This window comes from Peribacillus asahii, from assembly GCF_004006295.1.
Lineage (GTDB): Bacteria > Bacillota > Bacilli > Bacillales > DSM-1321 > Peribacillus > Peribacillus asahii_A.
Genome location: NZ_CP026095.1, coordinates 3,084,884 through 3,108,089 on the forward strand (window position 1 = coordinate 3,084,884; position 23,206 = coordinate 3,108,089).

Genomic DNA, 23,206 nt, shown 5'->3' on the forward strand with positions numbered 1-23,206 from the left:
ATAACGTCTATTGCATTATAATTATGAAAATGATACCTTTTCATTATCAATAAGAAAGAGAGCGTATAAAATGGAGTGGCAGCAACTTGAATATTTTCGTGTAGTCGCAAAAACAGAACACTTTAGAAAATCGGCAGAGCTGTTAGCAATTTCTCAACCTGCCCTCAGCCGTTCTATTCATAAATTAGAAGAAGAACTTGGAGTCACACTTTTTGAGAGGACTGGACGTTCCGTTCAGCTAAATAAGTTTGGGCGACTTTTCTTGAAACGAGTTGAAAGTGGATTAAATGAGATTTCGATTGGCATCCAGGAGATTAATCAGTTGAAGAATCCCTATACAGGAAACGTTTCGCTTGCTTTTCTACAAACATTAGGCATAACTATTTTGCCTGAAATAATCAGCAGTTTTAACAAGCAATATCCCCATGTGGAAATTCAACTCTATCAGAACAAAACATTAAGCAGCATTCAGCAGCTCCTCAACAGAGAAGTTGATTTATGTCTGATTAGTTCATTTGAGCATAATCCAAATATTACATGGCATCCATTAATGGATGAGGAGCTATTCTTATATGTACCTGCCAACCATCGGTTCGCATCAAAGTCTTCGGTAGCTCTTAGTGAATTATCCGATGACAATTTTATTAGCTTTAAGAAAGGACTAGGGATGAGAGGGGTCATTAACAACTTTTGTGAAAAAGCAGGATTTACTCCGCGAATAAAATTTGAAGGAGAAGACGTTTCCACTCTGGCGGGTCTTGTTTCATCTGGGCTTGGAGTTACCATTATTCCAGCATTTCATGGAATCAGCTCGGATAAGATTAAACAAATTTCAATTTCTGAACCATATTGTCATAGGGAAATAGGCATCGCCTGGTTAAATGGACATACATTATCACCATCAGCAGATTTATTTCGAACCTGTATAATAGAAATGTTTTAATTTAGAGTGAACCCTTAATCTAACTCAAATAGCGTTCATCAAGTAACAATTGTACTTAATGAACGCTTCTTTCATACTATATTTTTCAAAATCCAACTTCTCTTTTCCCGCTGTGGCAAATAGAGGTCCCCTTCGATACATCCGATCAGTATTTCCAACCCCAAAGCATACATAATAGTGTACCGAAAATCGTCACTAAGGCAATAAGTAAGGCGTAATATATATTCGCGAAAATAGATTTGCTATCATCTGTTTCACGAGCATGCATAAACACAACGAGTTGAACAGATGCTTGTATAAATGCTGTCACGATAAAAATCGTCATGCCTATCGTTCTCGACATATTGAAGAAATAAACTAGAAGGGCCGCTGCCGTCAAGACCAGTGACAATATAAAGCCCCATACCTGTTTGGCTGGAAATAATTCTCTCATACTCGTGTCATCCCTTCCAAGTAGATAAAGGTAAAAATAAAAATCCAGACAACATCCAGGAAATGCCAGTAAAGAGAGAAAATAAATGATTTATTGGCCGTCTCAGGCGTTAACCCGCGCTTTGCCACCTGGATGATAATAAATAATCCCCAGAAAAATCCTAGTGTAACGTGAGCCCCATGCGTTCCTAATGTTGTAAAGAGCATCGATGTAAAGGCACTAGTTTGCAGGGTAGCTCCTTCGTGATAATAAACAATGAACTCATCAATTTCAAAGCCTAAAAATCCTAGTCCAAGGAGAAGGGTAATGGCAAAGAACGTTAACATAGCCTTCTTGTTTCCAAGTCGCATAGCATGAATGCCGAGTCCAATGACAAAGCTACTTGTTAAGAGCAAGAAAGTTTCCATAAGTACGGGGAAGATTTCAAAAATTTCTACCCCGGTAGGACCGTCACCTGTACGGTCCACTAATGTGAAATAAGATGTAAAAAGTGTTCCAAAGAGCATAATTTCAGCACCAAGAAAAATCCAGAAGCCTAAAATATTCAAACGATTTTGTTCCGTACTATATTCAAGAGGCTGCGAGTGATCTACTTTCATTTATGATTACCTCCCATTTTCACTTCTGTTTCTTTAATTTCTTCTACAGAAATATAATGTCCATGATCAATCTCAAATGAACGATGGGCCATACAAACAAAGATACCGATTAACGAAATAACTGCCAGAATCCACATACTGAATACTAACGCAAATCCAAACACAAAGAAGATAGCAGACATGATAAACGGTACGCCACTATTATTAGGCATATGAATTTTCTTATAGTCACCTTTGAATAATTCATGTCCTTTGTATTTAGCATCCCAAAATGGTTCCCTTGAATCCACTTGCGGAATAATAGCAAAGTTATACTCAGGTACTGGATTATGAGTAGCCCATTCAAGAGAACGTGCATCCCATGGATCACCGCCAACATGTCTTGGAGCATGACGAATGCTGTAGTAAATGGTATACACGATTAATACAAAGCTGATGGCCATAAAAGCCGCCCCTATAAAGGAAACAAAATTTAATGGTCCATATCCAGTTGCTTCAGAATACGTATACATCCGACGTGCTTGTCCATCTAAACCAGTGATATACATAGGGAAGAAAGCTAAGGAAAAACCAATAGTTTGAAACCAAAACGCCCATTTCCCAATCCTTTCATTTAACATAAAACCAAAAATTTTCGGCCAGTAGTAAGTGCTGCCAGCAAGCACGGCAAATGCTACACCTGGAATGATGACATTATGGAAGTGAGCTACTAAAAACATTGTATTATGGTATTGATAATCCGCTGCCGACATCGCAAGCATAACCCCAGTCACTCCACCGATTGTAAAAAGTGGGATGAAAGCGATTGAATAAAGCATAGGCACGGTAAACCTAATTCGTCCTTTCCACATCGTGAACAACCAGTTAAAAATCTTAATACCGGTTGGAATAGCAATAACCATCGTTGTGATGGAGAAAATACTATTAACATATGCCGTTTGGCCCATTGTGAAAAAGTGATGAGTCCAAACAAAAAATGAATAGAGAGAGATTACAACCATTGAGATAACCATGGATTTGTAGCCATATATGTTGCGTCGCGAAAAAGTTGGGATAATCTCACTGAAAATACCGAATGCAGGAAGTATTAGGATATATACTTCAGGATGACCCCAAACCCAGAATAGGTTCGCCCATAACATATCCATACCACCATCAGTCGTTGCGAAAAACTTGGTTTCGAATAGACGATCCATTGTTCCCATAAGCAGCGCTATTGTTAATACAGGGAAGGCAAAAATGATAATAATACTTGTAACGAAAGCAGACCATGTAAACATTGGCATTCTCATTAATGTCATACCAGGTGCTCTCATTCTAAGAATAGTCGTGATAAAGTTAATCCCTGTCATTAATGTACCTATTCCAGCTATCTGAATAGCAATCATATAATAGTTCGTCCCAACACTCGGGCTAAATTCATTATCTGCAAGCGGAAAATAGGATGACCACCCTGCATCAGGCGAACCACCAATTACAAAGGAGATGTTAAATAGCATCGCACCCATAAAAAACAACCAAAAACTGATAGCATTTAGACGTGGAAATGCTACATCTCGAGCTCCAATCTGTAAGGGTACTACAATGTTCATAAAAGCCATAATGTACGGCATGGCCATAAAGATAATCATAATAACCCCATGTGCTGAAAAAACTTCATTATAGTGTTGTGAATCTAATAATTTATTATCTGGTACGGCAGTTTGTGTGCGCATCATCAGAGCATCTACCCCACCACGAAATAACATCAACAAAGCAGATATTAGATACATAGTACCAATTTTTTTATGATCGACAGTTGTTATCCATTCACTCCACAAGTAGATCCATTTTTTAAAGTAAGTCAGACCAAAAATAACCAAAAACACTGTCACACCAATGGCTATCATTGATGCATAAATTGCGGGACTAGGATGAGGTACAGCAAATTTAGCGAAATAACCCATACTTTTGTGTTTCCTTTCTAAACATATTTTTCTTGCGGTAAGCCAAGAAACTATTCATAATTGTGTGCTGATTCATTACTTGACTCATGATCATGCTCCATATATTCATCATTTACATCTTCATTAGAATCTTTTGAACCGTGGTGATGTTCAGGAGCTGGTGAAAAGCCTAAATGTGTTCCGGTAAACGTTAATTGTCCCGTATAACCAGGTTTCAATAATTCATTAAACTTTGCTTCCGTAATAGGCTCTGCTGTGTCTTTAACTTCCTTTACCCAGTCATCAAACTCAGCTTGTGACATAGCTTCGACATGAAACATATTTTGCGCAAATCCTTTTCCACTAAAGTTTGCATTCCTCCCCATCATTTCACCTTCTTCGTCAGCAGCTAAATGCAATGTAGTTACCATATCGGCCATGGCATATTTTTGGCCGCCTAGCTGCGGAACCCAGAAAGCCGTGATAGGCCCAAATGAATACAGTTTAAATTCAAGTGGTCGTTTTGTCGGAATATACAGGTAGTTCACAGTTTCTATCCCATTCTCCGGATAACTAAAATGCCACTTCCAATCAGATGTTGAAGCGTAAATTACTAATGGATCTTGCCCTTTGTATTTCTCTGGAGTGGCTTCTACTTTATTGTTGGAAATGATAGTAACTACCGAGAAGAAAATGACAATTAAAATTGGAACCCCAACAATAATTGACTCAACAAGGTGATTCCCTTCAATGTAAGGAGGTTCATAATCTTTAGGTAGTTTAGAGTCACGATATTTTACCAACACAAAAACCAAAAATGCACAAACAACAATAGTAATAACTGACATTATTGCAATAGATATCCAAATCACATTAGCTTGCGTTTGGGCTTGAGGTCCTTTAGGATCTAGAACCATTAGTGGGTCACAGCCAGTCAGTACAGTGACTATGACAAAGAAAATAACTAATAAAGACCATTTTATGTTCATACATGTACTCCTCTCTTGTTTAAGATTTTATTTCTAAGTTATCCTGAAAAAATGAAGTTATCCCAAAAAATGAAGTTATCTGTGTTTATATTGGAAAATAAGCCAATATCAAAAAAGAAAACAAAAAAAAGACTGAACCTTTATGCCATCACTATTCGATGACTATTAGGGACAGTCTTTTTCATTTGAGCTACATCTATTTCTTCTATTTCGTATCCATTAAAAACACACATTACCAAAAAAGGAAATATTAATCCAAAATTAATAAAAAAATTGATGTTAAGACGTATATTGGAAATGACAATTTATAAAGTCAAGAAGATTTGAATTAGACTTTCGTCTGAAACGGAGGATTTGAGCATTGTGAAGTTAGACCCACGAGTTATTAAAACAGGAATTGCTGTTACACTCGCTTTATATATTTGTTCTTTATTTAATCTTGAATCAGCGGTGTTTGCTGGAATAGCTGCTATTTTTACTATCCAACCGTCGATTTACCGAACATGGAAACATATCTAGAATCAAGTACAAACTAATACCTTAGGTGCCATTATTGCATTAATCGCTTTGCACTTTCTCGGAAATGATCTGTTTGCCATGGGTCTTGTTATGATTATTGTCATTTTAATAAGTTTAAAATTAAAAATGGAGGAGACCAATTCACTTACATTAGTTACCGTACTCGCAATTATGAGTGCACACGGAAATGAGGATTTAATCTATGCTCTGTATCGCTTTGGAATTATTTTAATTGGTATAACGTCCGCCCTATTAGTGAATATTTTCATTCTCCCATCGAATTACAAGAAACATTATATAGAGAAAGTTCATACTGTTTTTCAAAATATGTCGCTTCTCATGCGAACGGCTATTTCTAATGAGATGATAGAAAAGTCATTTCAGGATCAACCAAAACAATTAGAAAGCGATATTTTAAGATTAGAAGAACAATACAAGCTATTTGATGAAGAACGTGAAATAAGAAAGCATATATTCCTACGGAATTCAGATGTAACCGAATACGTTTTTTGGTATTTGATTTGTCTTTACAAAAAATATAAAAAGGAGAACCTAGATAAAATGAGGAAAAAGAGAATGCTTGGGATTAAATAGTTGAGGAAAAACATAGATAACTAGAAGGTAAATGGATGTAAAAGCAGTGGATTTCACAATTCGAAATTACACTGCTTTTATCTTTATCCTTTTCATCTTCATCAATCTCTTATTAAAACTAAATACCTAGTCTGACAAATTCCTCCTCAAGAGTGCTCAACCATTCGTCCATAGTAATACCTTCAGGATTCTGAGAAGTTGGCTTTTGGTGCCAGTCTGCATCAGGGAAGAATCCCTGACGAATGTTCCATTTTAATTGAACTAAATCTTCAAGATCTAAATCATGTAAATCTTTGAACCAAATTTGTTTATCCATCGTTACGATTACCTCCACCTAGTTTTATATATTAATCCACACTTCGTCATCTCGAATATCAACAGGGTAAGTCTCTAAAGCTGTATAACATGGACCAGCCAATGGCTCCCCTGTTTTGATATCAAATTTTCCGCCATGCCTTGGACAATTCACTGCACTTCCATCTACTGAACCATCTGTTAAATACTGTTTTCTATGCGTACAAAGATTAGAAGTAACAAAATGACCTTCCTCTATCTTAAATAGAACTAGACTTTGTTCGCTTACATTAATCTCCTTCATGTCGCCAACCTGTTTAACATCATCCGTATTAGCTACTTTTATCCAAGCCATTATCCACCTCTTAATTGGTTCTGTTCTTCCAAAACAATTGGTTATTACAGTATTAAAAAAGTTTTAAATACATTAAATCCTTTGTTCCCAACTTTAATCGTTCCCTTTACAAAACACCTATTCTGCTCTTTAATATTCCATTTAAAACAATAAATACTCGCAAATTTTGCAACTATCCATAAAAGAAATTACTCAGAACTCGTTGCCCATTTACAGATTTCCCGAACGAGAAAGCCCACTTCTTTAGAGGTGGGATGATAGAGAGGTCGAACCAGGCGTGTCTCGTGACACGTTAATGGTTCGATTTTTTCGTGTTGTGGGTGTATTTCTTGTAATAAGAACTGGTGTTCTTGTAAAATGGTTGTATAGAAAACAAGAGAGGAGGAAAAAACATGTTTGTCACACATTCATTTCGTATTCCCTATGAGCAATATCTATATGAAGAATTAAGAATGATGCAGAGAGAAGCAGCTTCTGTATGGAATGATATCGTTCGAGAAGCGACTTCTTATTATGTTTCTCGTAAAAAGTGGTTAAGTAAAACAGAGATTCAATCTGTTCGAAAAACGGATAAAAAAGCGAAGTATCCGTGGAGAAGAAAATACTATTATTGCATCCCATTAAAAAAAGCATCGATGGATATAACCAAAGATACCATCTCGATAAAAAAGGCATCCTACGGATTTTCACTTCCTGAATTGTTGACTAAAAAGAAAAAGAAGAATTGGAACGAAAAATTCCCAAAGAAAAATGAGGCTATTCTTCTTCCTAATCTTTCGGAGGAACCGTTAGACGAATGTAACTACGCAGAAATTGTATGGAGAGACGGTGCCTATTGGTTTTGTTATACTGTGCAAGTCCCTGAAAGGGATCTATCATCGTTTGATAAAAAAGTGGCTGGTGCTGATTTAGGAGAAATTCATGCCGTGGCAGTCGCGACAGAAAACAAGGCTCTTCTTGTTTCAGGACGAGCCATGCGTAGTATCTCTCAATTCCGAGCGAAAGTATTGGCGGAGTTAAGTAAAAAGATGTCTCGTTGTAAAAAAGGCTCTAATCAATGGAAAAAGTATAAACAAGCCAAACACCGCATTCGTCAAACTAGTAAAAATCAACTCAAAGAGTTGGAACATAAAACTACAAAAGAAGTCGTTTCTTTTTTAGTCGAAGAACAAGTTACACATTTCGTGATAGGCAATGTATCAGGCATTGAAAAATGGACAAAGAAGAACGAGAAAAAGAAACAAAAAACGAGTAAAGTCAGAAGGCAACAACTGTCGTTGTGGAACCAAGGGAAAATGAAACAAAAACTCACCTATAAAGCTGCATGGATGGGGATAAAAGTAGAGGAAACAGAAGAAAGCTACACCTCTCAAGATTGTCCGTTTTGTAACGGACGACATCAAGCGAAAGGAAGACACTTTATTTGTTCTGTTCATAAAACAGAAATCCATCGTGATGTAAACGGAGCACAAAATATTGCCCGTAAAAAACATACGATGGCAGTCCAATCTCTTTATTCGGTCCTATTCAAACAACCGATTTGGTACAAACGCTTTTTGTCTGAAGAAATCAGACAAAAAACGAAACATCCAAAGGATAAACCGAAGAAAGAACCAAGTATCGCCAGTCGAATGGCGTAGTGGCACCGACCTTGCCCTTTTGAAAGACTGTTTTTCTCTCAAAAGTTGCTCGCCCAAGTTTCACCCCTGCACCTTCCTGTGGAAGTTTGCAAGTGGAATGTTTGCGAGAAAGAACCCCACTGTCTTCAGCCGTGGGAGTGGTCAGGAAGTAATTGTATGGTTTTGGATAATTAACAGATGCGGATTCATATAAAATTATCTAAATCAAAAAGAAGAGAATCGCTATTCCCTAATATTAGGAATAGATTCTCTTCTCTTTATAACAATTCTCTTATCCTCCAAAATCAAATTGACGATAGTGCTACTCCAAACTTACGAAATGGAGTTCGTGCACCATCTAAAATAACTGTTCTTATCATAATATAATCTCTTCCAGTTGCTCTTAGTTTACAACTATCAGTTCAGAAGAACCTAAAAATTACACTTCCGTTTTTTCTCGTACTTTCTCAACAGTTACATTCCCCTGTATTTCAACGAGCATCATTCCGCTCTAGGTAAAGGCGAAAACCTCATGATCTTTTTATTGACTTCCTTACATAAAATAGCTGTTAAACGTTTTACAAAATTTACAGACTATTCCTGCGTCATTCCACTCTCTTCAATTAAAGCTATTTAAACTTAATGAGAACTTGAGATTCTATTTATTATTTTAAAAAGAATGTCCACAAATTAATGCTAGACATCCCTTCCCTTTGTTTATCTTATAAAAATGTAATCATAAAAGAAATGATACGATCTGAAAATACCTTTACCTTGCTTCTAACATGGCTTCAACGTATGCTTTAACCCTGCACTATCTCAGCATTTTCAGGCATCATTTTTTCTCGTACTTCATTTGGAATTGGACAAGCCTTTGGCTTTTCTTTAAACGATGTCCAAGCGCGAACTTCATACCCTTCCGCGACGATTTTTTCCTCTTTAAAAAACGTATGGCTTATTTTGAACACTTTTTGGTGCAATTCCACGACTTTACTGTGAACGGTCACATTATCTTCAAACAATAACGGACTCTTAAACTGGCAATTTGCTTCAAGCAGCGGGACACTGACTTGCTGTTCAGCGTATAAGGTAGAAGTTCGATAACCGATAGCGGCTAAAAACTCATGCGTGGCTTCATCCATCCATTTGTAAAAATTAGGATAAAACACAATTCCCGCAGCATCCGTATCTCCCCACCTTACTCTAAATGAATACTCTACGACCATTCTTCAACATCTCCTCTATACTTTAAGTCATCATCTCTACTGTAAAAATTCCTCTATTTAAGATTTGGTAATATTCTTACATTTTAAATGTCTATCAATTCTCTAGCTTCATTTCGCGTTGCCGCTTCTCAATCTAGTGTTTTAGTTAATTCTACATAACTATTATTTAAGAAATAGTTTTTACCTCAGCCTCTTTTTCACTTACAACACTTAATCCTTTTTTCTTCAACGTTAGAATAACCGCACCACCAAGAATAATTAACGTACCAAGCGTGAACATCCCGGTTGAAATAGCTAACTGTCCAAAGATCATTGGGCCAACAAAGCCCCCCAAACTCGCAAATGCATTAACCATTGCGATACCGGCTGGTGCAGTCGATTCTGTAAAAAATAGCGTCATAAAGGAGAAAAAGGTGCCTATAAACCCGTACAGTCCAATGGCCGCAAAGGCAATCAAGGTAATGGTCATCGTTGCACTATCTGCAAAACCAGACAGGATAAAACACACTCCTGCAATAAGAAGACTTCCAATCAAATGTTTCCGATGTTCCTTTCTTTTGTCTGAACTCCATGCGAAGAGTAACATAGAAGGAATCCCAACTAGTGCCGGTATAATGGTCAACCAACCAATTTCCATATTACTAGAACTAGCAGCAAATGATTTAACGATGCTAGGAAGCCAAAAGCCAAGGCCGTACATCGATGTATAATGCGCAAAGTAAATAAACGCTAACTTCCATACCTTTGAATCTTTAATCATGTCTAATTTCGTTGCTTTATTTACCGCAAGGCTTTGACGTCTTTCTCTATCTAGTTCATTTTCCAGCCAATTTTTTTCTTCATCTGTTAACCATTTAGCATCTTTCGGACGATTCGTTAAGTAAAATAATACGATAACCCCCAAAATAATGGCCGGAATTCCTTCAAGAATAAACATCCATCTCCAACCCGCCATCCCATTCCATGCAATATTGTCCATAATCCAAGTTGAAAGGGGGGCCCCTATAATAGTACCAATTGGTAAAGCCAACGTAAGAATTGCAGAAGCACGCCCTCTTTCTTGGCTTCGGAACCAATAAGTAAAATATAAAATAATCCCTGGGAAGAAGCCTGCCTCAGCAATTCCCATTAAAAAACGGACAATATACAAATGTGTAGCCGATTGCACAAATGCTGTGAGAATCGTGATAAGACCCCATGTAATCATAATTCGGGCAATCCAGACTTTCGCTCCGACTTTGTGCATAATCAAATTACTTGGTATTTCAAATAAGAAATAGCCAATAAAGAAAATACCTGACAATAAACCAAAAACTTCTGCGGATAGTGCCAGGTCTGCGTTCATTTCTAAAGCAGCAAACCCTAAATTCACACGGTCTAAATACGCAATGATATAACATATCAAGACAAATGGTAGTATGCGTGTCATTGTCTTTTTAATTGTTGTACGCTCAATGGATTGACTTATTGAATTCATCTTATGGAAATCCCCCTTATCATTCTTCCTAAACAAAACTTGCACACGGCGTAATCAAGAACAAGTGTGATCCCTTAAGAATTTGCAGGCTTCTTTACTTTTAACCCTAGAATCTCTCTAGCCTCATCAGGTGTTGCCACTTCGCGACCTAGTGTTTCAGCTAATTCTACAATTCTCTTTACAAATTGAGCGTTAGTTTTTGCTAATTCCCCCTTGCGGAAATACACAGCATCTTCCATACCTACACGAACATGTCCGCCAAGTAGAATAGTCATGGTGTTAATCATTAGCTGATCTTTACTCGCTCCAATAGCCGACCAGATAGCGTCTTCTGGAATACTATCTCTCATAAACATTAGAGTTTCAGGTGTAGCAGGAATTCCACCTTGTGCCCCTAATACAAATTGGAAAAAGTAAGGCGGTTTAATTAGTCCTTTTTTAGCGACGCGTAAGGCATTATGAATCATCCCAACATCGAACACTTCAAGTTCTGGTTTCACATTGTTTTCCAACATTTTCTCTGCTAATTGCTCTAGCATGGCAGGCGTATGGATAAATACATTTGGTCCGATATTGAAAGACCCTGCATCATAGGAAGCAATCTCAGGTTGCAATTCAACAACTGGAAATCTTTTTGTTACATCTTTCAGTTCTCCACCAGCAGTTGTAAAGTTGATAATAATATCACAATTCTTTTCTTCTAATAGTCTTCTTACTTCACGATACTTATCTAAATCTAAAGTCGGAATTCCGTCTTCGTCACGAACATGAATATGAGCAATCGCTGCACCTGCTTGCCATGATTCATAAATAGAATCAGCAATTTCCTGTGGTGTCGTTGGTAAATAAGGAGTGTGATCCTTCGTTGCAAAATCTCCTGTTGTAGCTACCGTAATAATTAATTTTTCCATTATAATCCCGCCTTTTTATTAGTTATTTTTTTAATATTCGGACTTTTATGTCTAAAAAAACTGTTTTATGTTTTTAGCTACCGCCTGTAACACCGATTCCTTCACCAGTGATGGCTGCCGCGCCATCTGAAGCTAAGAATACAGCTATAGCGCCTATTTCTGAAGGTTCAAGAAGACGTTTCATCCATTGTTTGCCTAGGATGTGATGATTTAGAGCTTCTTCTACAGTAGTTCCATCTTGTTCTGCAAGTTTTGGCAATTGTTTTTCGATTAATTCTGTACGTACTGGTCCAGGCATAATCGCATTGCAAGTAATACCAAATTTAGCAGTTTCTAATGCTGTCACCTGAGTGAAACCAACTTGTCCATATTTCGCTGCACAATAGGCAGATTTATAAGCATCAGGCATTCTGCCGTGAGCCGAAGAAATATTGATAATACGACCTTTATTTTGTTTTTTCATTGCAGGAATCACGTATTTTGTTGTTAAGAATGTTCCTTTCAACATAACGTCTATTAAAAGATCCCATTTTTCTACCGGAAAGTCTTCGATTGGAGAAATATGTTGAACTCCTGCATTGTTAACTAATACGTCGACCGTTCCACGTTCAGCAATGACTTGTTCAATAGCCATTTTTACGCTTTCTTCGTCTGCTACGTTTACTTTATAGCCCTTTGCATTTCCTAATCTTTCAGCCCCGCTTTTAGCTGCTTCTTCATTTAAATCAAAGATAGCAACAAAATCTCCATTGTTAATAAAGGATTCTGCGATTGCATATCCAATGCCCTGTGCTGCACCGGTAACAATTACTGTACGATTTTGTACCATGATTATAATCTCCTTCTGTTTTGATCATTCACCAATACAACAATATTTTCAACAGAATCAATTCACCGAATACGTTCTGTTAAATATAATTTAAAGCGTTTTCATTTAACTGTCAACCTTTTTTTGGTATAATTGGGATATAAACAAAGGATTCACTTATTATTACAATCAATTGTATTCCATACATATTTTCGCTAATAAATAGACTATTTAAATAAAAAGTTTTCGAAGTAGATTTAAATCCTACTCTTTAAAACTAGGGATATTACTTGGGTTTGTTAGCGTCCCTCTCTTAAATAACCATTCTCAACACTTGTCCAATAAAAATACCCGATTCCGCTTTAAGTTAGAATCAAGCATTCTTTGGTTTATTTAAAATCAGTTATACGACTTGATTCCCTAAACGGTTTTACTGTCTATAATTGATGCTTACAGGATTGTGTTGGTACATTTGTCTGTAACAAGAATTTCAGTCCTTTTACAATCGTTTTACTAAATAGTAAAATACATGATAATAGCCTTATAAATGTTTCTCAAAATAAGTTATTACATAGCAGTTACATTAAAATACATAGAAATTAAATGACATGAGGAGAATAAAATGTCTAAATCAAAATTAACAAGTCGTGACATTAAAGCAGTTGAAACTAAATCACGTATTTTTCAAACTGCATACAAGCTCATTTCAGAAAAAGAATATGAAAACGTTTCTATTTCTGATATTTGTAAGAGTGCAGATGTCTCCATTGGAGCTTTCTATCATCATTACAAAGGAAAAGATGATATATTATTAGAAATCTATAGCCAAGCAGATAAACATTACAACGAATCACTAAGCGGAAAAAAATTCCACAACTATACGACGAAATTGGAAACCTATATTACATCATATTTCGAGTACAGTGCTAATACTACAGGATATAACATACTCAAACATATATTCCGCTCTGATAACAGATTATTCCAAATGGAAGATCGACCTTTAATGAAAAACCTTCTTAATATTATTGAAGCTGGTCAAAAAAGTTCAGAATTCCGCACAGATAAATCAGCTAATGAACTATTTGAATTTGTCTTAGTAACAATAAGGGGAGTTATTTTCAACTGGTGCGTGAATGAAGGAACAGAAGATTTATTGCAGAAGCAAAAGCTATTTACGGAATTTATTCTTCTATGTCTCAAAAATAATAGCACAGAGCAAAACGATGAGTTATAGAAGAAATGCGACTTTACTTTAGATGAAGTGTCTACTGATAATCATCGTTCCTATATCATACACACATAATTTATATGATTAAAATAATTCAATCATATCCTTGAAAACAACCCTTATCTCATCCATCAAAGTTTATATAATCATGCATGAACAAAGAAAAGAATGGCGAAAAACTAATGTTGATTTCCCGCCATTTTTTATACATATTGAACTTTTGCCAGCGCCGTAAAATAACCTACTAGCAATACTGTTTAACAATTAAGTTAAGAAACCCAGGGTGTTCTAAATTATACCAGATAAAAAGATGACTCAATATTCAAAAACGAATATGAGTCATCTTTTTTGATGAGTTATTTTATTGAAATGAAAAATAACCGTCAGTTTTTCAGCGACCTTGAAATCCTCACGAGACTTTTACATCTAAGGGGGAGATTATTAGGCATTTCTCTTCCTGTTCATATTATTTATAGAATTTAACACGATCTTCAAGCGGTTGGAATTCTTTTTCACCCGCTGGAGAAGTTGGATTACCAAATGGCATTTGGGCAATTAATTTATATTCCCCAGGGATATTCCATTCCTTTTTCACTTCTTCATCAATTAGCGGATTATAATGTTGTAAAGAAGCTCCTAATCCTTCTGCTTCCAATGCTGTCCATACAACTAATTGGTGCATACCTGATGCTTGGTTTGACCAGATTGGGAAATTGTCAGCGTATGTAGCGAATTGTTCTTGAAGAGATTTAACTACTGCTTCATCTTCAAAGAATAATACTGTTCCGTATCCAGCTTTAAAGGAATCCATTTTTTGCTGAGTAGCTGTGAAATCGGCTTCTCCGACTACTTTTCTTAACGTTTCAGTTGTAATGTCCCATAATTTATCATGCGCTTCTCCTGTTAATACAACAAGACGTGCAGTTTGGGAGTTGAAAGCAGATGGAGTATATTTTACAGCAAATTCAACAATTTCTTTGATTCTTTCATCAGATACTTGTATCTCTTTATTGATTCCATAGTAAGAACGTCTTTCTTTCAATGCAGTGTAAAAATCTTTCGTCATAATAATTATTCCTCCTAAAAGCCCATTTCAATACACGACCTATTATCTTCGTCATTTGAAGTCTATATTCATTGCTAAGCAACATTTGCTACATCTTTTGAATCCTTTTGAAAAATTAATCGACCTACTGAAAGTAACTTGCTTCCATTTGCTTGATAACGATTTGCTCAAACTTCATATTCATTTTTTAATTACAACATGTGCATGGCACATGTTGTAATTTGCAGTGATTTACTTCTGTATAATTAGCGAATTGTAAATAATGCTTTTGACCAAGGAATTAATTGATCTAACATTTGATTTACTGAATCTTCTTGAACTGCTTTTGGTTTAAAGTCAGTACCGTTTTCAAAATCAGTGAATAAAGATAATGCTGGATGTACGCGAACATCTGCAACTAACAATTCACCTAAAATACCACGTAAGTGTTCTGCCGCACGAGCACCGCCTACCGAACCGTAAGATACAATGCCAGCCGCTTTGTTGTTCCACTCTTCACGTAAATAATCTAATGCATTTTTAAGTGCCCCTGTAATTGAGTGGTTATATTCTTGAACGATAAATACGAAGCCGTCTTGAGCTGCGATAATTTCAGACCATGCTGCTGCGCCTGAAGTATCTCCGCCTTCTTCACCTAGTAATGGTAATTTGTAATCTGCGATATCGATAATTGTGTAGTTTGCGTCACCGCGTTTGTCTGCTAATTCTTTTACCCATGCACCAACTTGTGGACTTACGCGCCCTTCACGTGTAGATCCTAAAATAATACCAATGTTTAATTTTGTCATTGTTTCTTCCTCCTTTTGTCCAGCTCCAAATAATTTATTTAAAAATCCCATTTTATTGTTTCACCCCCTTACAAGTATTCTTTTTCAATCGTCAGCGTACTTCGTACAGTATCAATTGGTCTCACTATTTTTTCGATTTGTTCACGTTTTGGTTCAAAGAATGGCGGTAAAGATAATTTTTCACCAAGTGTTTCGTATCGTTCATCCTCCATAAATCCAGGACCATCCGTTGCCAATTCAAATAAGATGGAAGGGGCAACATTTGTATATAAAGATCCAAAATAATAACGCTCTACATAACCTGAGTTTCGTAATTGGAATTCATGTAAACGTTGTTGCCATGCATCTAAATCTGTACGTTCATCCACTCGGAATGCTGTATGATGAACTGTACCAAAGCCTTGTCGAGCTTGCGGAAGAATTGTATTATATTCGACGATTACTTGTGCACCGTTTCCGCCTTCACCCATCTCAAATAAGTGGAAGGAACCTTCCCCGGCAACTTCTCTCATGAAGAACACTTTCTCCAGCACTTCTTTAAAATAATCATAATAAGAGGTACGAACGAAAATTGGTCCTAACCCTGTAATCGCATATTCTAACGGAATCGGTCCTTTTTGCCATGGTGTTCCAGAAGCGACACCTTGATTATGTTCATCTGAAATGAGTTGATACTGTTGATCATCAAAATCAACAAAAGATAATGTCTTCTTACCAAATTGCTCTTTAATGCCTGTATGTTTTACTTCGTATTTATCAAAACGTTTTACCCAATAATCTAATGCTGCATCAGTTGGTACACGGAAAGACGTTTTTGAAATTTCGTTCGTGCCATGTACCCCTTTCGGAATGCCAGGAAAATCGAAGAATGTCATATCTGTTCCTGGACTACCAACATCATCTGTGAAATATAAGTGATATGTTTTGATATCATCTTGGTTCACCGTTTTCTTTACTAAACGCATACCTAATACATAAGTAAAAAATTCATAAATCCTTTCTGCACTGCTTGTAATTGCTGTTACGTGATGAAGTCCTTTTAATTCGTTCATCTTTATTCCTCCGTTTTACAAATATCTCGAATTCAAGATATATACATAAAAATTAACTTCTTGTTGTTCTGTAACCAATTTGTTTTAATAAACCAATTCGGACACTAATGAAAAATGTACGAATTGGTTTATTATTAGCATAATATTTTATAGCCTAAAATTATGCTGCTGGGTTGATTTCTAATTCAACTTTGATTCTAATGTCTTTCCCTACAAGTACGCCACCTGTTTCAAGTGCTGCATTCCAAGTAAGATCGAACTCTTCACGGTTAATTTTAGCTGTTGCTTCAAATCCGTACACTTCTACACCCCATGGGTTCGTACCTTTACCACCAAATTCAACATCAAAAGTTACTGGTTTTGTTACACCTTTAATAGTTAAGTCACCAGTTACTTTGTAATCATCTCCAGCTTTTGTAATGTTTGTTGATTTAAAATCAATTGTTGGATATGTTTCTACATCAAAAAAGTCTGCTGATTTTAAGTGGTTATCACGATCTTCGCTGCGTGTGTTGATGCTTGCAACGTCAAATTTGAATGCAATTGAAGCTGTAGTTAAATCTGCTAAATCTGCAGCTTCTACGTCTGCTGTATAAGAATCGAATTGTCCTTTTACTTTTGATACCATCATATGTTTTACTTCAAACCCTACGCTTGAGTGTGATTGGTCTACTGTCCATTTTGCCATTTTAAAATTCCTCCCATTTGTTTTATCTCGAAACTGAGATATATATTTAAAAAAATTTAAAAGCTGTACATTCCATCATTTTTAAATAAATTATTATGAAATCAATTATCTCTAACCTGAGATAAATTTAACATACATCAATTCGTATTGTCAATACTTTTACATTCTGTTATAAAAAATATTCCATAACGTACAGAAAGACCTGTCTTGAAATTTTATTGAGACAGGTCTTTTGCAACAAGAAATATATTTTCTTTTCAATTCATACACGCCATCAGATTTATCCAACTCTTAACAAGCAATAAGACCCCACTGATGGAAGTTTCACTTTATCATTTCTTTTAAACTTTATGCTCTAGTCGGTTGTAGAATGACTTCAAGCTTTCATTTTTCCCAGTTTAATAAAATTGCGGTCTCTTTCATTAAGCTTTTGGGAAACGAGCATATCGTCATATTGATAAATGCCTTCCCCTGATTTTGTTCCTAGCTTTCCTTGCTCAACCAACTCTCGAATGATTTCAGGGGCTTCCACACTTTGATCTAAATCAGGAGCTACATTTTCAAACACTCGCTGCCACGTATCCAGTCCGCCAAAGTCTGCAATTTCAATCGGCCCTGTAAACGCCCAACGAAACCCTGGTCCAGCCGTTATTGCTGTATCAATATCCCGTGCACTGGCTACATCTTCTTTTAACAAATAAAATGCTTCGCGCATTAAGGCTGTCTGCAAACGATTAGCAATAAATCCAGGAATTTCTTTCTTTAGAAGAATTGGCGATTTCCCAATCCTGCGAATAAGATCCAGTGTCGCATCAACAACCGTCTCTTTTGTTTGAGGATGCTTCACAATTTCAACTAACGGGACTAAATGGCCAGGATTAAAGAAATGCGTAATTATCATCCGATCTGGAAAAGAAGCCTTTTCCATTAAACGTGAGATTGGAAACGTGGATGTATTGGAAGCCACGATGGCATCCGCATTCATTATTCGTTCCAATTTTTCATAAAGCTCCCACTTCCACTCAATGACTTCCGGAATAGCTTCAATGATAAAATCAGCTTCCTTAACAGCTTCTTCTAAATCTGTAGTATAGTAAATATTCGCTAAATCAGATTGCTTTTGTTCCTCATCTAGTCCTACTTCTTCCACAGTCAGTGACAAATTTTCCGAAATCCGATTTTTTGATTTTTGTAACAACTCTTCATTTAAATCATTTATCGTGACAGAATAACCACTAGCTGCAAAAGATTGGGCAATGCTGCTCCCCATTACACCCGAACCAATAATGGCAATATTGTTAATCATTTTTTTACTTTCCTCCCTAGGTCTTTTCCTTCTAAGACGATTGCTTTGCATATTTCTATTTTTTTCATATGTAACCGCCAATACATTTTGAATGGCTTGTTTTTCAATTAAGGTTAAGGTTTCTTTTAATAGAACATTCTATAGGTTCTATTAACATATATCCCCTAAAATTATAAATATATTAAATTTTACCATATTAAGACGGTTCTGGCGCAAAAACTTCAGAGTAACTATAAGTAATCTTCCAAACTTGAACACACTGATACTAGTACTCTAAAAAGGGCGTAACCAGTATGGAAAAAGGAAGTATATCCAAATGGTTATTTATGACTTTCTAGAAATTGCAAAACTTCCGCTGAATTGGATGTGACAACAAATGGTTGTCGCATAGCCTTCTTCGTACTGGCACTCCCATTACCTGAAATCACTAAGAATGTTGGATCTTGAGAAATATGAACTACTTCTTTCCTCTCGTTCCAATCTGCAAGAGTGTATGCAAAGGTCGCTGATACTTTCCCTGTATCAAAAAATGTAATCACTTCGTTTTCAAAAGGCTGCACATTCGACTCTTGTTCGCCATCAAATTGATTAGAATCCATCCATTCATTTGAAATAATGACAATCTCATAATCCTTTTGATGTATATTATAAGCTCTTTTCTCGATATACCTTGTTAATAGGAATGCTATGAACAGAATGACTAAAGCGCAAATAAACATATCGGTAGTATCTGAATACCTTCCATTAAACAACATTAGAATAAAGCCAAATAAACACATTAACCCTAGTACACCTATTAAATCCCTTATAATTCGAACCATTCTATTTCTCTCCTTTAGTTCAAAGGCTCTTTTGTACTGTTCAGTTTTGAATCACTCTACAAAGGCCGGTAACTTATCTTCTTCTGTTTTGATTAATATCCTTATAAAAAATATCCCAACTTAAGGAATATATATTTTTAGATACAAGTTATCCAAAACATAAATATCTCATAAAAAAAACAAAGGTATGAGTTTTATTATCGTTCTTTAATCAGCTAGTAACTCCAAATAATATTTATCATTTTCTTCTATCTTTCTTAAAAATTCTTCAAGAGAAGTCGCAATTTGAATATCATAATAGTAAACTGGACTTCTATTATTTTCATTCAATTCTCCATGCTTGTAATTGTTTTCTTACTCATAATTTGTAGAAGTAATAAAGTCAAAAGCATCAGTTGAGGTAATTTCATTGTTATACTCAAAGTTATATATCAGAATTACTGCATTATATGATTTTTTTAAGTCAATACTTTTCTTAATTTTTGGGATTATAATTTCTTCATACGAACACCCATCTAATAATGTGGAAATATCACTACTACTATTCTTATAGACCGCTTTTTCTATAGTATCCTCATCTGTTTCATCCATATCAATATTAAAATCGATGAAAAATTTGGAAGGTACAGACTCGCCATCCTCATCATACGTTAAATCTACATACTCTCCTATAGAGTCCTCTTCTTTAATATTACCTAACCAAATAGAAACCCATCCTTGTTTTTCCACTATAGTATCCTCCTACTTTAATCTAAGACCCTCCGGTAAAGATGAAACCCCACCCTCTAGTCTATAATTAGCCCAATTATTAAGTCGTCTCACAAATATATTATAGTCACTAGAAGTATCTATTAATGCTAACAATTCATTATATGCTTTAGTTGGGCCTAAACCTCCATGAACACCGTTTGAATTGACAAATTGTACACTTCACATATGCTTTATGTGTCATTCATAATTAGTAAAAACAATATCAATCTCTCTTACTTATTCTTTTTATCCATCTTCATCTTTAGATATTCAGCAATTTCTGTTTGTCCAAATTCTCTAGCATATTCATATGCATCCATATCCTTAATACTCTCTCCAGTATATCTGATTGAAATATCTATACCTTTTTCAACTAGAAACTCCACTACTTCTTTATGACCACCATAAATCGCTCCAAATAATGGATTCCTTTTTGCTAAACTCACATCTAATTCTGCGCCAGCCTCTATTAAATACTTTACTATCTCCAAATGCCCCGCTCCTGCTGCCAAATTTAATGCAGAAGCATCAAATGTACCACCTCTAGCATCAATATCTATACCTTCATCAATTAAATACTGAACTATTTCAAAACATCCTTTCTTTGCAGCTACATGTAACCATGTACCAAATGCAGTCATTGTGTCCAAAATTTCTTTATCACTACCTATTAATTGTTTTACCTCTTTAATATCACCAAGTTTAATTGCATTCCTTATTGCTTTGTTTACACTCTTTTTATCCAAACCATATCCTCCTTAACTTCAATTATCTTCTACTCGCTAATTCACCTAATTCTTCAAGAGCTTCCACAATATCATCAAGATAATCGCTTACAGTGTTACCCGTATCCTTACCACTAACCCCTGTCTCCACTTTTGCCATAGACAGTAACTGATCTCTCAACCCTATACTATTCACTGTATTATACGGCACATGATTTACACCCGCTAATGTCATTTGGTGGTGTGGGGCATATGGCAATAATCTAGAGAAAAGGGTTTCTTTTATCACGGTCTCGGTCTTATCTACACCTGTTTTGACAGTGGCTTTTGTTGACACCATTCCTGTCTTCGTTACAGAGCCAACGCCTTTTGTGCCCAATATGGAAGGCGCCACGAGTTTATAGGATTTCATTTGTTTGTTATCTATGCCATGTCATAAGCCCTCTTCCCATATAAAATGTCATCTCGCCTATTTATCATGCTTTTCTCACAGACACTGTATTAAAACAATATGCCTTGATGGTACAACCATCATGAGTTATGAATTTCACGAAGCACTTTTTATGTCGTCCAAAGTATAAATTACTCACAAAAAAACACTTGTTGTCTATTTGACAATCAAGTGCTTTATAGTTAACTAAATGTAATTAATTACTAATACTTCTTTTTATTCTTCAGTTAAAAAATGTTGTACGTACTAAAAAATCTGTTAAAACATCATATAAAGATTAAAAGCGTTATCTCTATTCTGTAAATAAACAGTGATTCATTCGGCACTAGGTAGCCCACAAAAAATGAAAACCTTGAAAGGCGTATAGCCACTCAAGGTTTTTTATAATCTCTAAATATAATTCATGCTGTCTATCTATAAATCATCTCCACCTCCAGTTAATTTCTTTATCAGGATAAACTGCAGGTATGTATATACCCTTTTTCCTATTTTCATTATCAATAATATACCAATTGCTATCATCTAACCATTCTTCGTTATAATTAGTTTCTTCAAAATCATTTTCCTCATCAACAATCGCTGCAAAAAAATCGTTAAATTTTTCTATATTTTTCGAAGGGGTAATCCGAGCATTAATCCACATTCCTTCAACACTAATATTGCGTATATCTCCTAAAAACTCGTTTAAAAAGTATAGTTTCAAAATTCTCACTCCTTAGGCGAAACCTTAATATATTGGCTAGGAACTTCCCCTTTAATCAAATACTCATTATCCCTTTTAGTCCAGTTAAGTTTAAACTAAATCTTTGCTTTTATCTGTGTATTACTCTTTTATGACTGCGAGTAATTGGCACCCCATCATAATACCCCCCAAAAAAACAACCCACCAAAAGGATTGAACTCCTCGGCAGGTTACCTCGTTTCACCAATCTTCTTCATCTTCTTCCCAGTTTTCCTTTTTTTCATTTAAATACTCCCAAAGGAATTCTAAAAAATTATTAGCTTCTTGGGAATCATAGCTACCGCTATCCATATCCCATGATATAACTGGACATTCGCCGTTATTCATCTTATTTGTATCTAAACAATATGCAAAGGCATCTACATGAATGATTACTACAATTCCATCTTCTAATCCATAATACTTTTTATAATCATTAGTGGTTTCTACTACTGTTGCACTTACTAAACCATGACCTAGAATATTTATACCAAATATACCGCCTGATCCGTATTTTCTTAAAAACCACTTGTAACTCTCAGGTAGCAATACATGAAGTTGCTCCTCAATGTCGTTAATTTTTTCTTCGCTTATACCACCAGTGAAATCATCATCCTCCTCATATTTCTTAATAAATTTCTCAACCGTCACAAAGCCCATTGTATCACCTCATTTATTTTCTATTTCAAATTGCTTTGCTCTCCATTTCCAATACCTTAATCGAAAATTGTCGTATTGGGCTTTTAATACTGGATCATTCCTAAAACTTTCTCCATTTTCTTTTAGTCCATGTAGTATCTTAGCTTAGTCCGTTAGCCGAGACTAAACCGTAGATCCCCATCTCGCTTTTTTGTAGAATAGATTGAAAGTTTTTTAACCATGATCAAATCCAAAATAAGTGTGTTGTTCCAGCCC

General features: G+C 35.7%; 24 protein-coding genes and 3 pseudogenes. 4 read left to right on the forward strand and 23 right to left on the reverse strand.

Going from position 1 to position 23,206, the window contains the following annotated elements; all coding sequences use genetic code 11:
- Window positions 1-70 precede the first annotated feature (70 nt).
- Window positions 71-943: a LysR family transcriptional regulator gene (locus tag BAOM_RS15175; RefSeq protein WP_127760996.1), complete on the forward strand. Its 873-nt coding sequence runs from the start codon at window positions 71-73 to the stop codon at window positions 941-943.
- Window positions 944-1,088: 145 nt separating this feature from the next.
- Here BAOM_RS15175 and qoxD read toward each other — a convergent pair whose 3' ends face one another.
- Genes qoxD through qoxA form a run of 4 tightly spaced genes read right to left on the reverse strand, consistent with a single transcriptional unit; the run spans window position 1,089 to window position 4,889 of the window.
- Window positions 1,089-1,376, reverse strand: a complete 288-nt coding sequence (gene qoxD / locus BAOM_RS15180) for a cytochrome aa3 quinol oxidase subunit IV (protein ID WP_127760997.1) — start codon at window positions 1,374-1,376, stop codon at window positions 1,089-1,091.
- Window positions 1,373-1,975, reverse strand: coding sequence for a cytochrome aa3 quinol oxidase subunit III (qoxC, locus tag BAOM_RS15185; RefSeq protein WP_127760998.1), 603 nt, complete (start codon window positions 1,973-1,975; stop codon window positions 1,373-1,375). The genes qoxD and qoxC overlap by 4 nt, the downstream gene beginning before the upstream one ends.
- Complete coding sequence (gene qoxB / locus BAOM_RS15190; protein WP_127760999.1) at window positions 1,972-3,921, reverse strand: cytochrome aa3 quinol oxidase subunit I; 1,950 nt, start codon at window positions 3,919-3,921, stop codon at window positions 1,972-1,974. The genes qoxC and qoxB overlap by 4 nt, the downstream gene beginning before the upstream one ends.
- Before the next feature lie 50 nt (window positions 3,922-3,971).
- On the reverse strand, window positions 3,972-4,889 hold the full coding sequence (qoxA, locus tag BAOM_RS15195; RefSeq protein ID WP_127761000.1) for a cytochrome aa3 quinol oxidase subunit II: 918 nt from the start codon (window positions 4,887-4,889) through the stop codon (window positions 3,972-3,974).
- Window positions 4,890-5,252: 363 nt separating this feature from the next.
- Between qoxA and BAOM_RS15200 the strand changes: the two are divergent.
- Window positions 5,253-6,002, forward strand: a pseudogene (locus BAOM_RS15200) (FUSC family protein).
- 118 nt (window positions 6,003-6,120) lie between these two features.
- Here BAOM_RS15200 and BAOM_RS15205 read toward each other — a convergent pair.
- A complete protein-coding gene (locus BAOM_RS15205) occupies window positions 6,121-6,318 on the reverse strand; it encodes a hypothetical protein (protein ID WP_127761001.1) in 198 nt (65 codons plus the stop codon).
- 24 nt (window positions 6,319-6,342) lie between these two features.
- Window positions 6,343-6,651, reverse strand: coding sequence for a Rieske (2Fe-2S) protein (locus tag BAOM_RS15210; protein ID WP_127761002.1), 309 nt, complete (start codon window positions 6,649-6,651; stop codon window positions 6,343-6,345).
- Window positions 6,652-7,043: 392 nt separating this feature from the next.
- Between BAOM_RS15210 and BAOM_RS15215 the strand changes: the two genes are divergently transcribed.
- A complete protein-coding gene (locus BAOM_RS15215) occupies window positions 7,044-8,291 on the forward strand; it encodes an RNA-guided endonuclease InsQ/TnpB family protein (RefSeq protein ID WP_127761003.1) in 1,248 nt (415 codons plus the stop codon).
- Window positions 8,292-9,073: 782 nt separating this feature from the next.
- On the opposite strand, the gene BAOM_RS15220 is transcribed toward BAOM_RS15215, so the two are convergent.
- From BAOM_RS15220 to BAOM_RS15235, 4 genes are all read right to left on the reverse strand, one after another.
- Window positions 9,074-9,496 (reverse strand): acyl-CoA thioesterase, encoded by a 423-nt coding sequence (locus BAOM_RS15220; protein WP_127761004.1) that lies wholly within the window; start codon window positions 9,494-9,496, stop codon window positions 9,074-9,076.
- A gap of 166 nt (window positions 9,497-9,662) precedes the next feature.
- Window positions 9,663-10,973, reverse strand: a complete 1,311-nt coding sequence (locus BAOM_RS15225) for an MFS transporter (protein WP_127761005.1) — start codon at window positions 10,971-10,973, stop codon at window positions 9,663-9,665.
- Window positions 10,974-11,047: 74 nt separating this feature from the next.
- Window positions 11,048-11,884, reverse strand: coding sequence for a beta-keto acid cleavage family enzyme (locus BAOM_RS15230; protein ID WP_127761006.1), 837 nt, complete (start codon window positions 11,882-11,884; stop codon window positions 11,048-11,050).
- 73 nt (window positions 11,885-11,957) lie between these two features.
- Window positions 11,958-12,713: a 3-hydroxybutyrate dehydrogenase gene (locus tag BAOM_RS15235; protein WP_180319786.1), complete on the reverse strand. Its 756-nt coding sequence runs from the start codon at window positions 12,711-12,713 to the stop codon at window positions 11,958-11,960.
- Between the two features lie 601 nt (window positions 12,714-13,314).
- On the opposite strand from BAOM_RS15235, the gene BAOM_RS15240 reads away from it, so the two are divergent.
- A complete protein-coding gene (locus tag BAOM_RS15240; protein ID WP_127761008.1) occupies window positions 13,315-13,929 on the forward strand; it encodes a TetR/AcrR family transcriptional regulator in 615 nt (204 codons plus the stop codon).
- 460 nt (window positions 13,930-14,389) lie between these two features.
- Here the strand turns inward: BAOM_RS15240 and BAOM_RS15245 are convergent, their stop codons facing one another.
- The 13 genes and pseudogenes from BAOM_RS15245 to BAOM_RS15305 all read right to left on the reverse strand — a co-directional run.
- Window positions 14,390-14,989, reverse strand: coding sequence for a nitroreductase family protein (locus BAOM_RS15245; RefSeq protein WP_127761009.1), 600 nt, complete (start codon window positions 14,987-14,989; stop codon window positions 14,390-14,392).
- A 245-nt stretch (window positions 14,990-15,234) separates the two neighbouring features.
- Window positions 15,235-15,828, reverse strand: coding sequence for an NADPH-dependent FMN reductase (locus BAOM_RS15250; RefSeq protein ID WP_127761010.1), 594 nt, complete (start codon window positions 15,826-15,828; stop codon window positions 15,235-15,237).
- Window positions 15,829-15,845: 17 nt separating this feature from the next.
- Window positions 15,846-16,829, reverse strand: a complete 984-nt coding sequence (locus BAOM_RS15255; RefSeq protein ID WP_127761011.1) for a ring-cleaving dioxygenase — start codon at window positions 16,827-16,829, stop codon at window positions 15,846-15,848.
- A gap of 160 nt (window positions 16,830-16,989) precedes the next feature.
- Window positions 16,990-17,517: a YceI family protein gene (locus BAOM_RS15260; RefSeq protein ID WP_127761012.1), complete on the reverse strand. Its 528-nt coding sequence runs from the start codon at window positions 17,515-17,517 to the stop codon at window positions 16,990-16,992.
- A gap of 376 nt (window positions 17,518-17,893) precedes the next feature.
- Window positions 17,894-18,823 (reverse strand): 3-hydroxyacyl-CoA dehydrogenase family protein, encoded by a 930-nt coding sequence (locus BAOM_RS15265; RefSeq protein ID WP_127761013.1) that lies wholly within the window; start codon window positions 18,821-18,823, stop codon window positions 17,894-17,896.
- A gap of 320 nt (window positions 18,824-19,143) precedes the next feature.
- The gene (locus BAOM_RS15270; RefSeq protein WP_127761014.1) at window positions 19,144-19,644 is read right to left on the reverse strand and encodes a hypothetical protein; all 501 of its coding nucleotides are present in this window, start codon (window positions 19,642-19,644) and stop codon (window positions 19,144-19,146) included.
- A gap of 207 nt (window positions 19,645-19,851) precedes the next feature.
- A pseudogene (locus BAOM_RS25185) lies at window positions 19,852-19,977 on the reverse strand (hypothetical protein); the annotation flags it as partial.
- Window positions 19,978-19,998: 21 nt separating this feature from the next.
- Window positions 19,999-20,373 carry an immunity 22 family protein gene (locus BAOM_RS15275; RefSeq protein ID WP_127761015.1) on the reverse strand — a complete coding sequence of 125 codons (375 nt, stop codon included), beginning with the start codon at window positions 20,371-20,373 and terminating at the stop codon, window positions 19,999-20,001.
- Between the two features lie 254 nt (window positions 20,374-20,627).
- The gene (locus tag BAOM_RS15285; RefSeq protein WP_127761016.1) at window positions 20,628-21,140 is read right to left on the reverse strand and encodes an ankyrin repeat domain-containing protein; all 513 of its coding nucleotides are present in this window, start codon (window positions 21,138-21,140) and stop codon (window positions 20,628-20,630) included.
- 22 nt (window positions 21,141-21,162) lie between these two features.
- Window positions 21,163-21,531 carry a hypothetical protein gene (locus BAOM_RS15290; protein ID WP_127761017.1) on the reverse strand — a complete coding sequence of 123 codons (369 nt, stop codon included), beginning with the start codon at window positions 21,529-21,531 and terminating at the stop codon, window positions 21,163-21,165.
- 460 nt (window positions 21,532-21,991) lie between these two features.
- Window positions 21,992-22,273: a hypothetical protein gene (locus BAOM_RS15295; RefSeq protein WP_127761018.1), complete on the reverse strand. Its 282-nt coding sequence runs from the start codon at window positions 22,271-22,273 to the stop codon at window positions 21,992-21,994.
- A 219-nt stretch (window positions 22,274-22,492) separates the two neighbouring features.
- A complete protein-coding gene (locus tag BAOM_RS15300) occupies window positions 22,493-22,951 on the reverse strand; it encodes an SMI1/KNR4 family protein (RefSeq protein ID WP_127761019.1) in 459 nt (152 codons plus the stop codon).
- A 9-nt stretch (window positions 22,952-22,960) separates the two neighbouring features.
- A pseudogene (locus tag BAOM_RS15305) lies at window positions 22,961-23,089 on the reverse strand (HNH/ENDO VII family nuclease); the annotation flags it as partial.
- Window positions 23,090-23,206: the final 117 nt, after the last annotated feature.

What these genes read in the sequence shown, in the direction of transcription:
- BAOM_RS15230 (WP_127761006.1), bottom strand. Translation starts at nt 11,884, where the DNA reads ATGGAAAAATTAATTATTACGGTAGCTACAACAGGAGATTTTGCAACG.
- BAOM_RS15250 (WP_127761010.1), bottom strand. Translation starts at nt 15,828, where the DNA reads ATGGGATTTTTAAATAAATTATTTGGAGCTGGACAAAAGGAGGAAGAA.
- BAOM_RS15240 (WP_127761008.1), top strand. Translation starts at nt 13,315, where the DNA reads ATGTCTAAATCAAAATTAACAAGTCGTGACATTAAAGCAGTTGAAACT.
- BAOM_RS15290 (WP_127761017.1), bottom strand. Translation starts at nt 21,531, where the DNA reads ATGAAATCCTATAAACTCGTGGCGCCTTCCATATTGGGCACAAAAGGC.
- qoxB (WP_127760999.1), bottom strand. Translation starts at nt 3,921, where the DNA reads ATGGGTTATTTCGCTAAATTTGCTGTACCTCATCCTAGTCCCGCAATT.
- qoxC (WP_127760998.1), bottom strand. Translation starts at nt 1,975, where the DNA reads ATGAAAGTAGATCACTCGCAGCCTCTTGAATATAGTACGGAACAAAAT.
- BAOM_RS15270 (WP_127761014.1), bottom strand. Translation starts at nt 19,644, where the DNA reads ATGGTTCGAATTATAAGGGATTTAATAGGTGTACTAGGGTTAATGTGT.
- BAOM_RS15235 (WP_180319786.1), bottom strand. Translation starts at nt 12,713, where the DNA reads ATGGTACAAAATCGTACAGTAATTGTTACCGGTGCAGCACAGGGCATT.
- BAOM_RS15265 (WP_127761013.1), bottom strand. Translation starts at nt 18,823, where the DNA reads ATGATTAACAATATTGCCATTATTGGTTCGGGTGTAATGGGGAGCAGC.
- BAOM_RS15300 (WP_127761019.1), bottom strand. Translation starts at nt 22,951, where the DNA reads ATGGGCTTTGTGACGGTTGAGAAATTTATTAAGAAATATGAGGAGGAT.
- BAOM_RS15205 (WP_127761001.1), bottom strand. Translation starts at nt 6,318, where the DNA reads ATGGATAAACAAATTTGGTTCAAAGATTTACATGATTTAGATCTTGAA.
- BAOM_RS15245 (WP_127761009.1), bottom strand. Translation starts at nt 14,989, where the DNA reads ATGACGAAAGATTTTTACACTGCATTGAAAGAAAGACGTTCTTACTAT.
- BAOM_RS15220 (WP_127761004.1), bottom strand. Translation starts at nt 9,496, where the DNA reads ATGGTCGTAGAGTATTCATTTAGAGTAAGGTGGGGAGATACGGATGCT.
- BAOM_RS15175 (WP_127760996.1), top strand. Translation starts at nt 71, where the DNA reads ATGGAGTGGCAGCAACTTGAATATTTTCGTGTAGTCGCAAAAACAGAA.
- qoxA (WP_127761000.1), bottom strand. Translation starts at nt 4,889, where the DNA reads ATGAACATAAAATGGTCTTTATTAGTTATTTTCTTTGTCATAGTCACT.
- BAOM_RS15210 (WP_127761002.1), bottom strand. Translation starts at nt 6,651, where the DNA reads ATGGCTTGGATAAAAGTAGCTAATACGGATGATGTTAAACAGGTTGGC.
- BAOM_RS15260 (WP_127761012.1), bottom strand. Translation starts at nt 17,517, where the DNA reads ATGGCAAAATGGACAGTAGACCAATCACACTCAAGCGTAGGGTTTGAA.
- BAOM_RS15215 (WP_127761003.1), top strand. Translation starts at nt 7,044, where the DNA reads ATGTTTGTCACACATTCATTTCGTATTCCCTATGAGCAATATCTATAT.
- BAOM_RS15225 (WP_127761005.1), bottom strand. Translation starts at nt 10,973, where the DNA reads ATGAATTCAATAAGTCAATCCATTGAGCGTACAACAATTAAAAAGACA.
- BAOM_RS15255 (WP_127761011.1), bottom strand. Translation starts at nt 16,829, where the DNA reads ATGAACGAATTAAAAGGACTTCATCACGTAACAGCAATTACAAGCAGT.
- qoxD (WP_127760997.1), bottom strand. Translation starts at nt 1,376, where the DNA reads ATGAGAGAATTATTTCCAGCCAAACAGGTATGGGGCTTTATATTGTCA.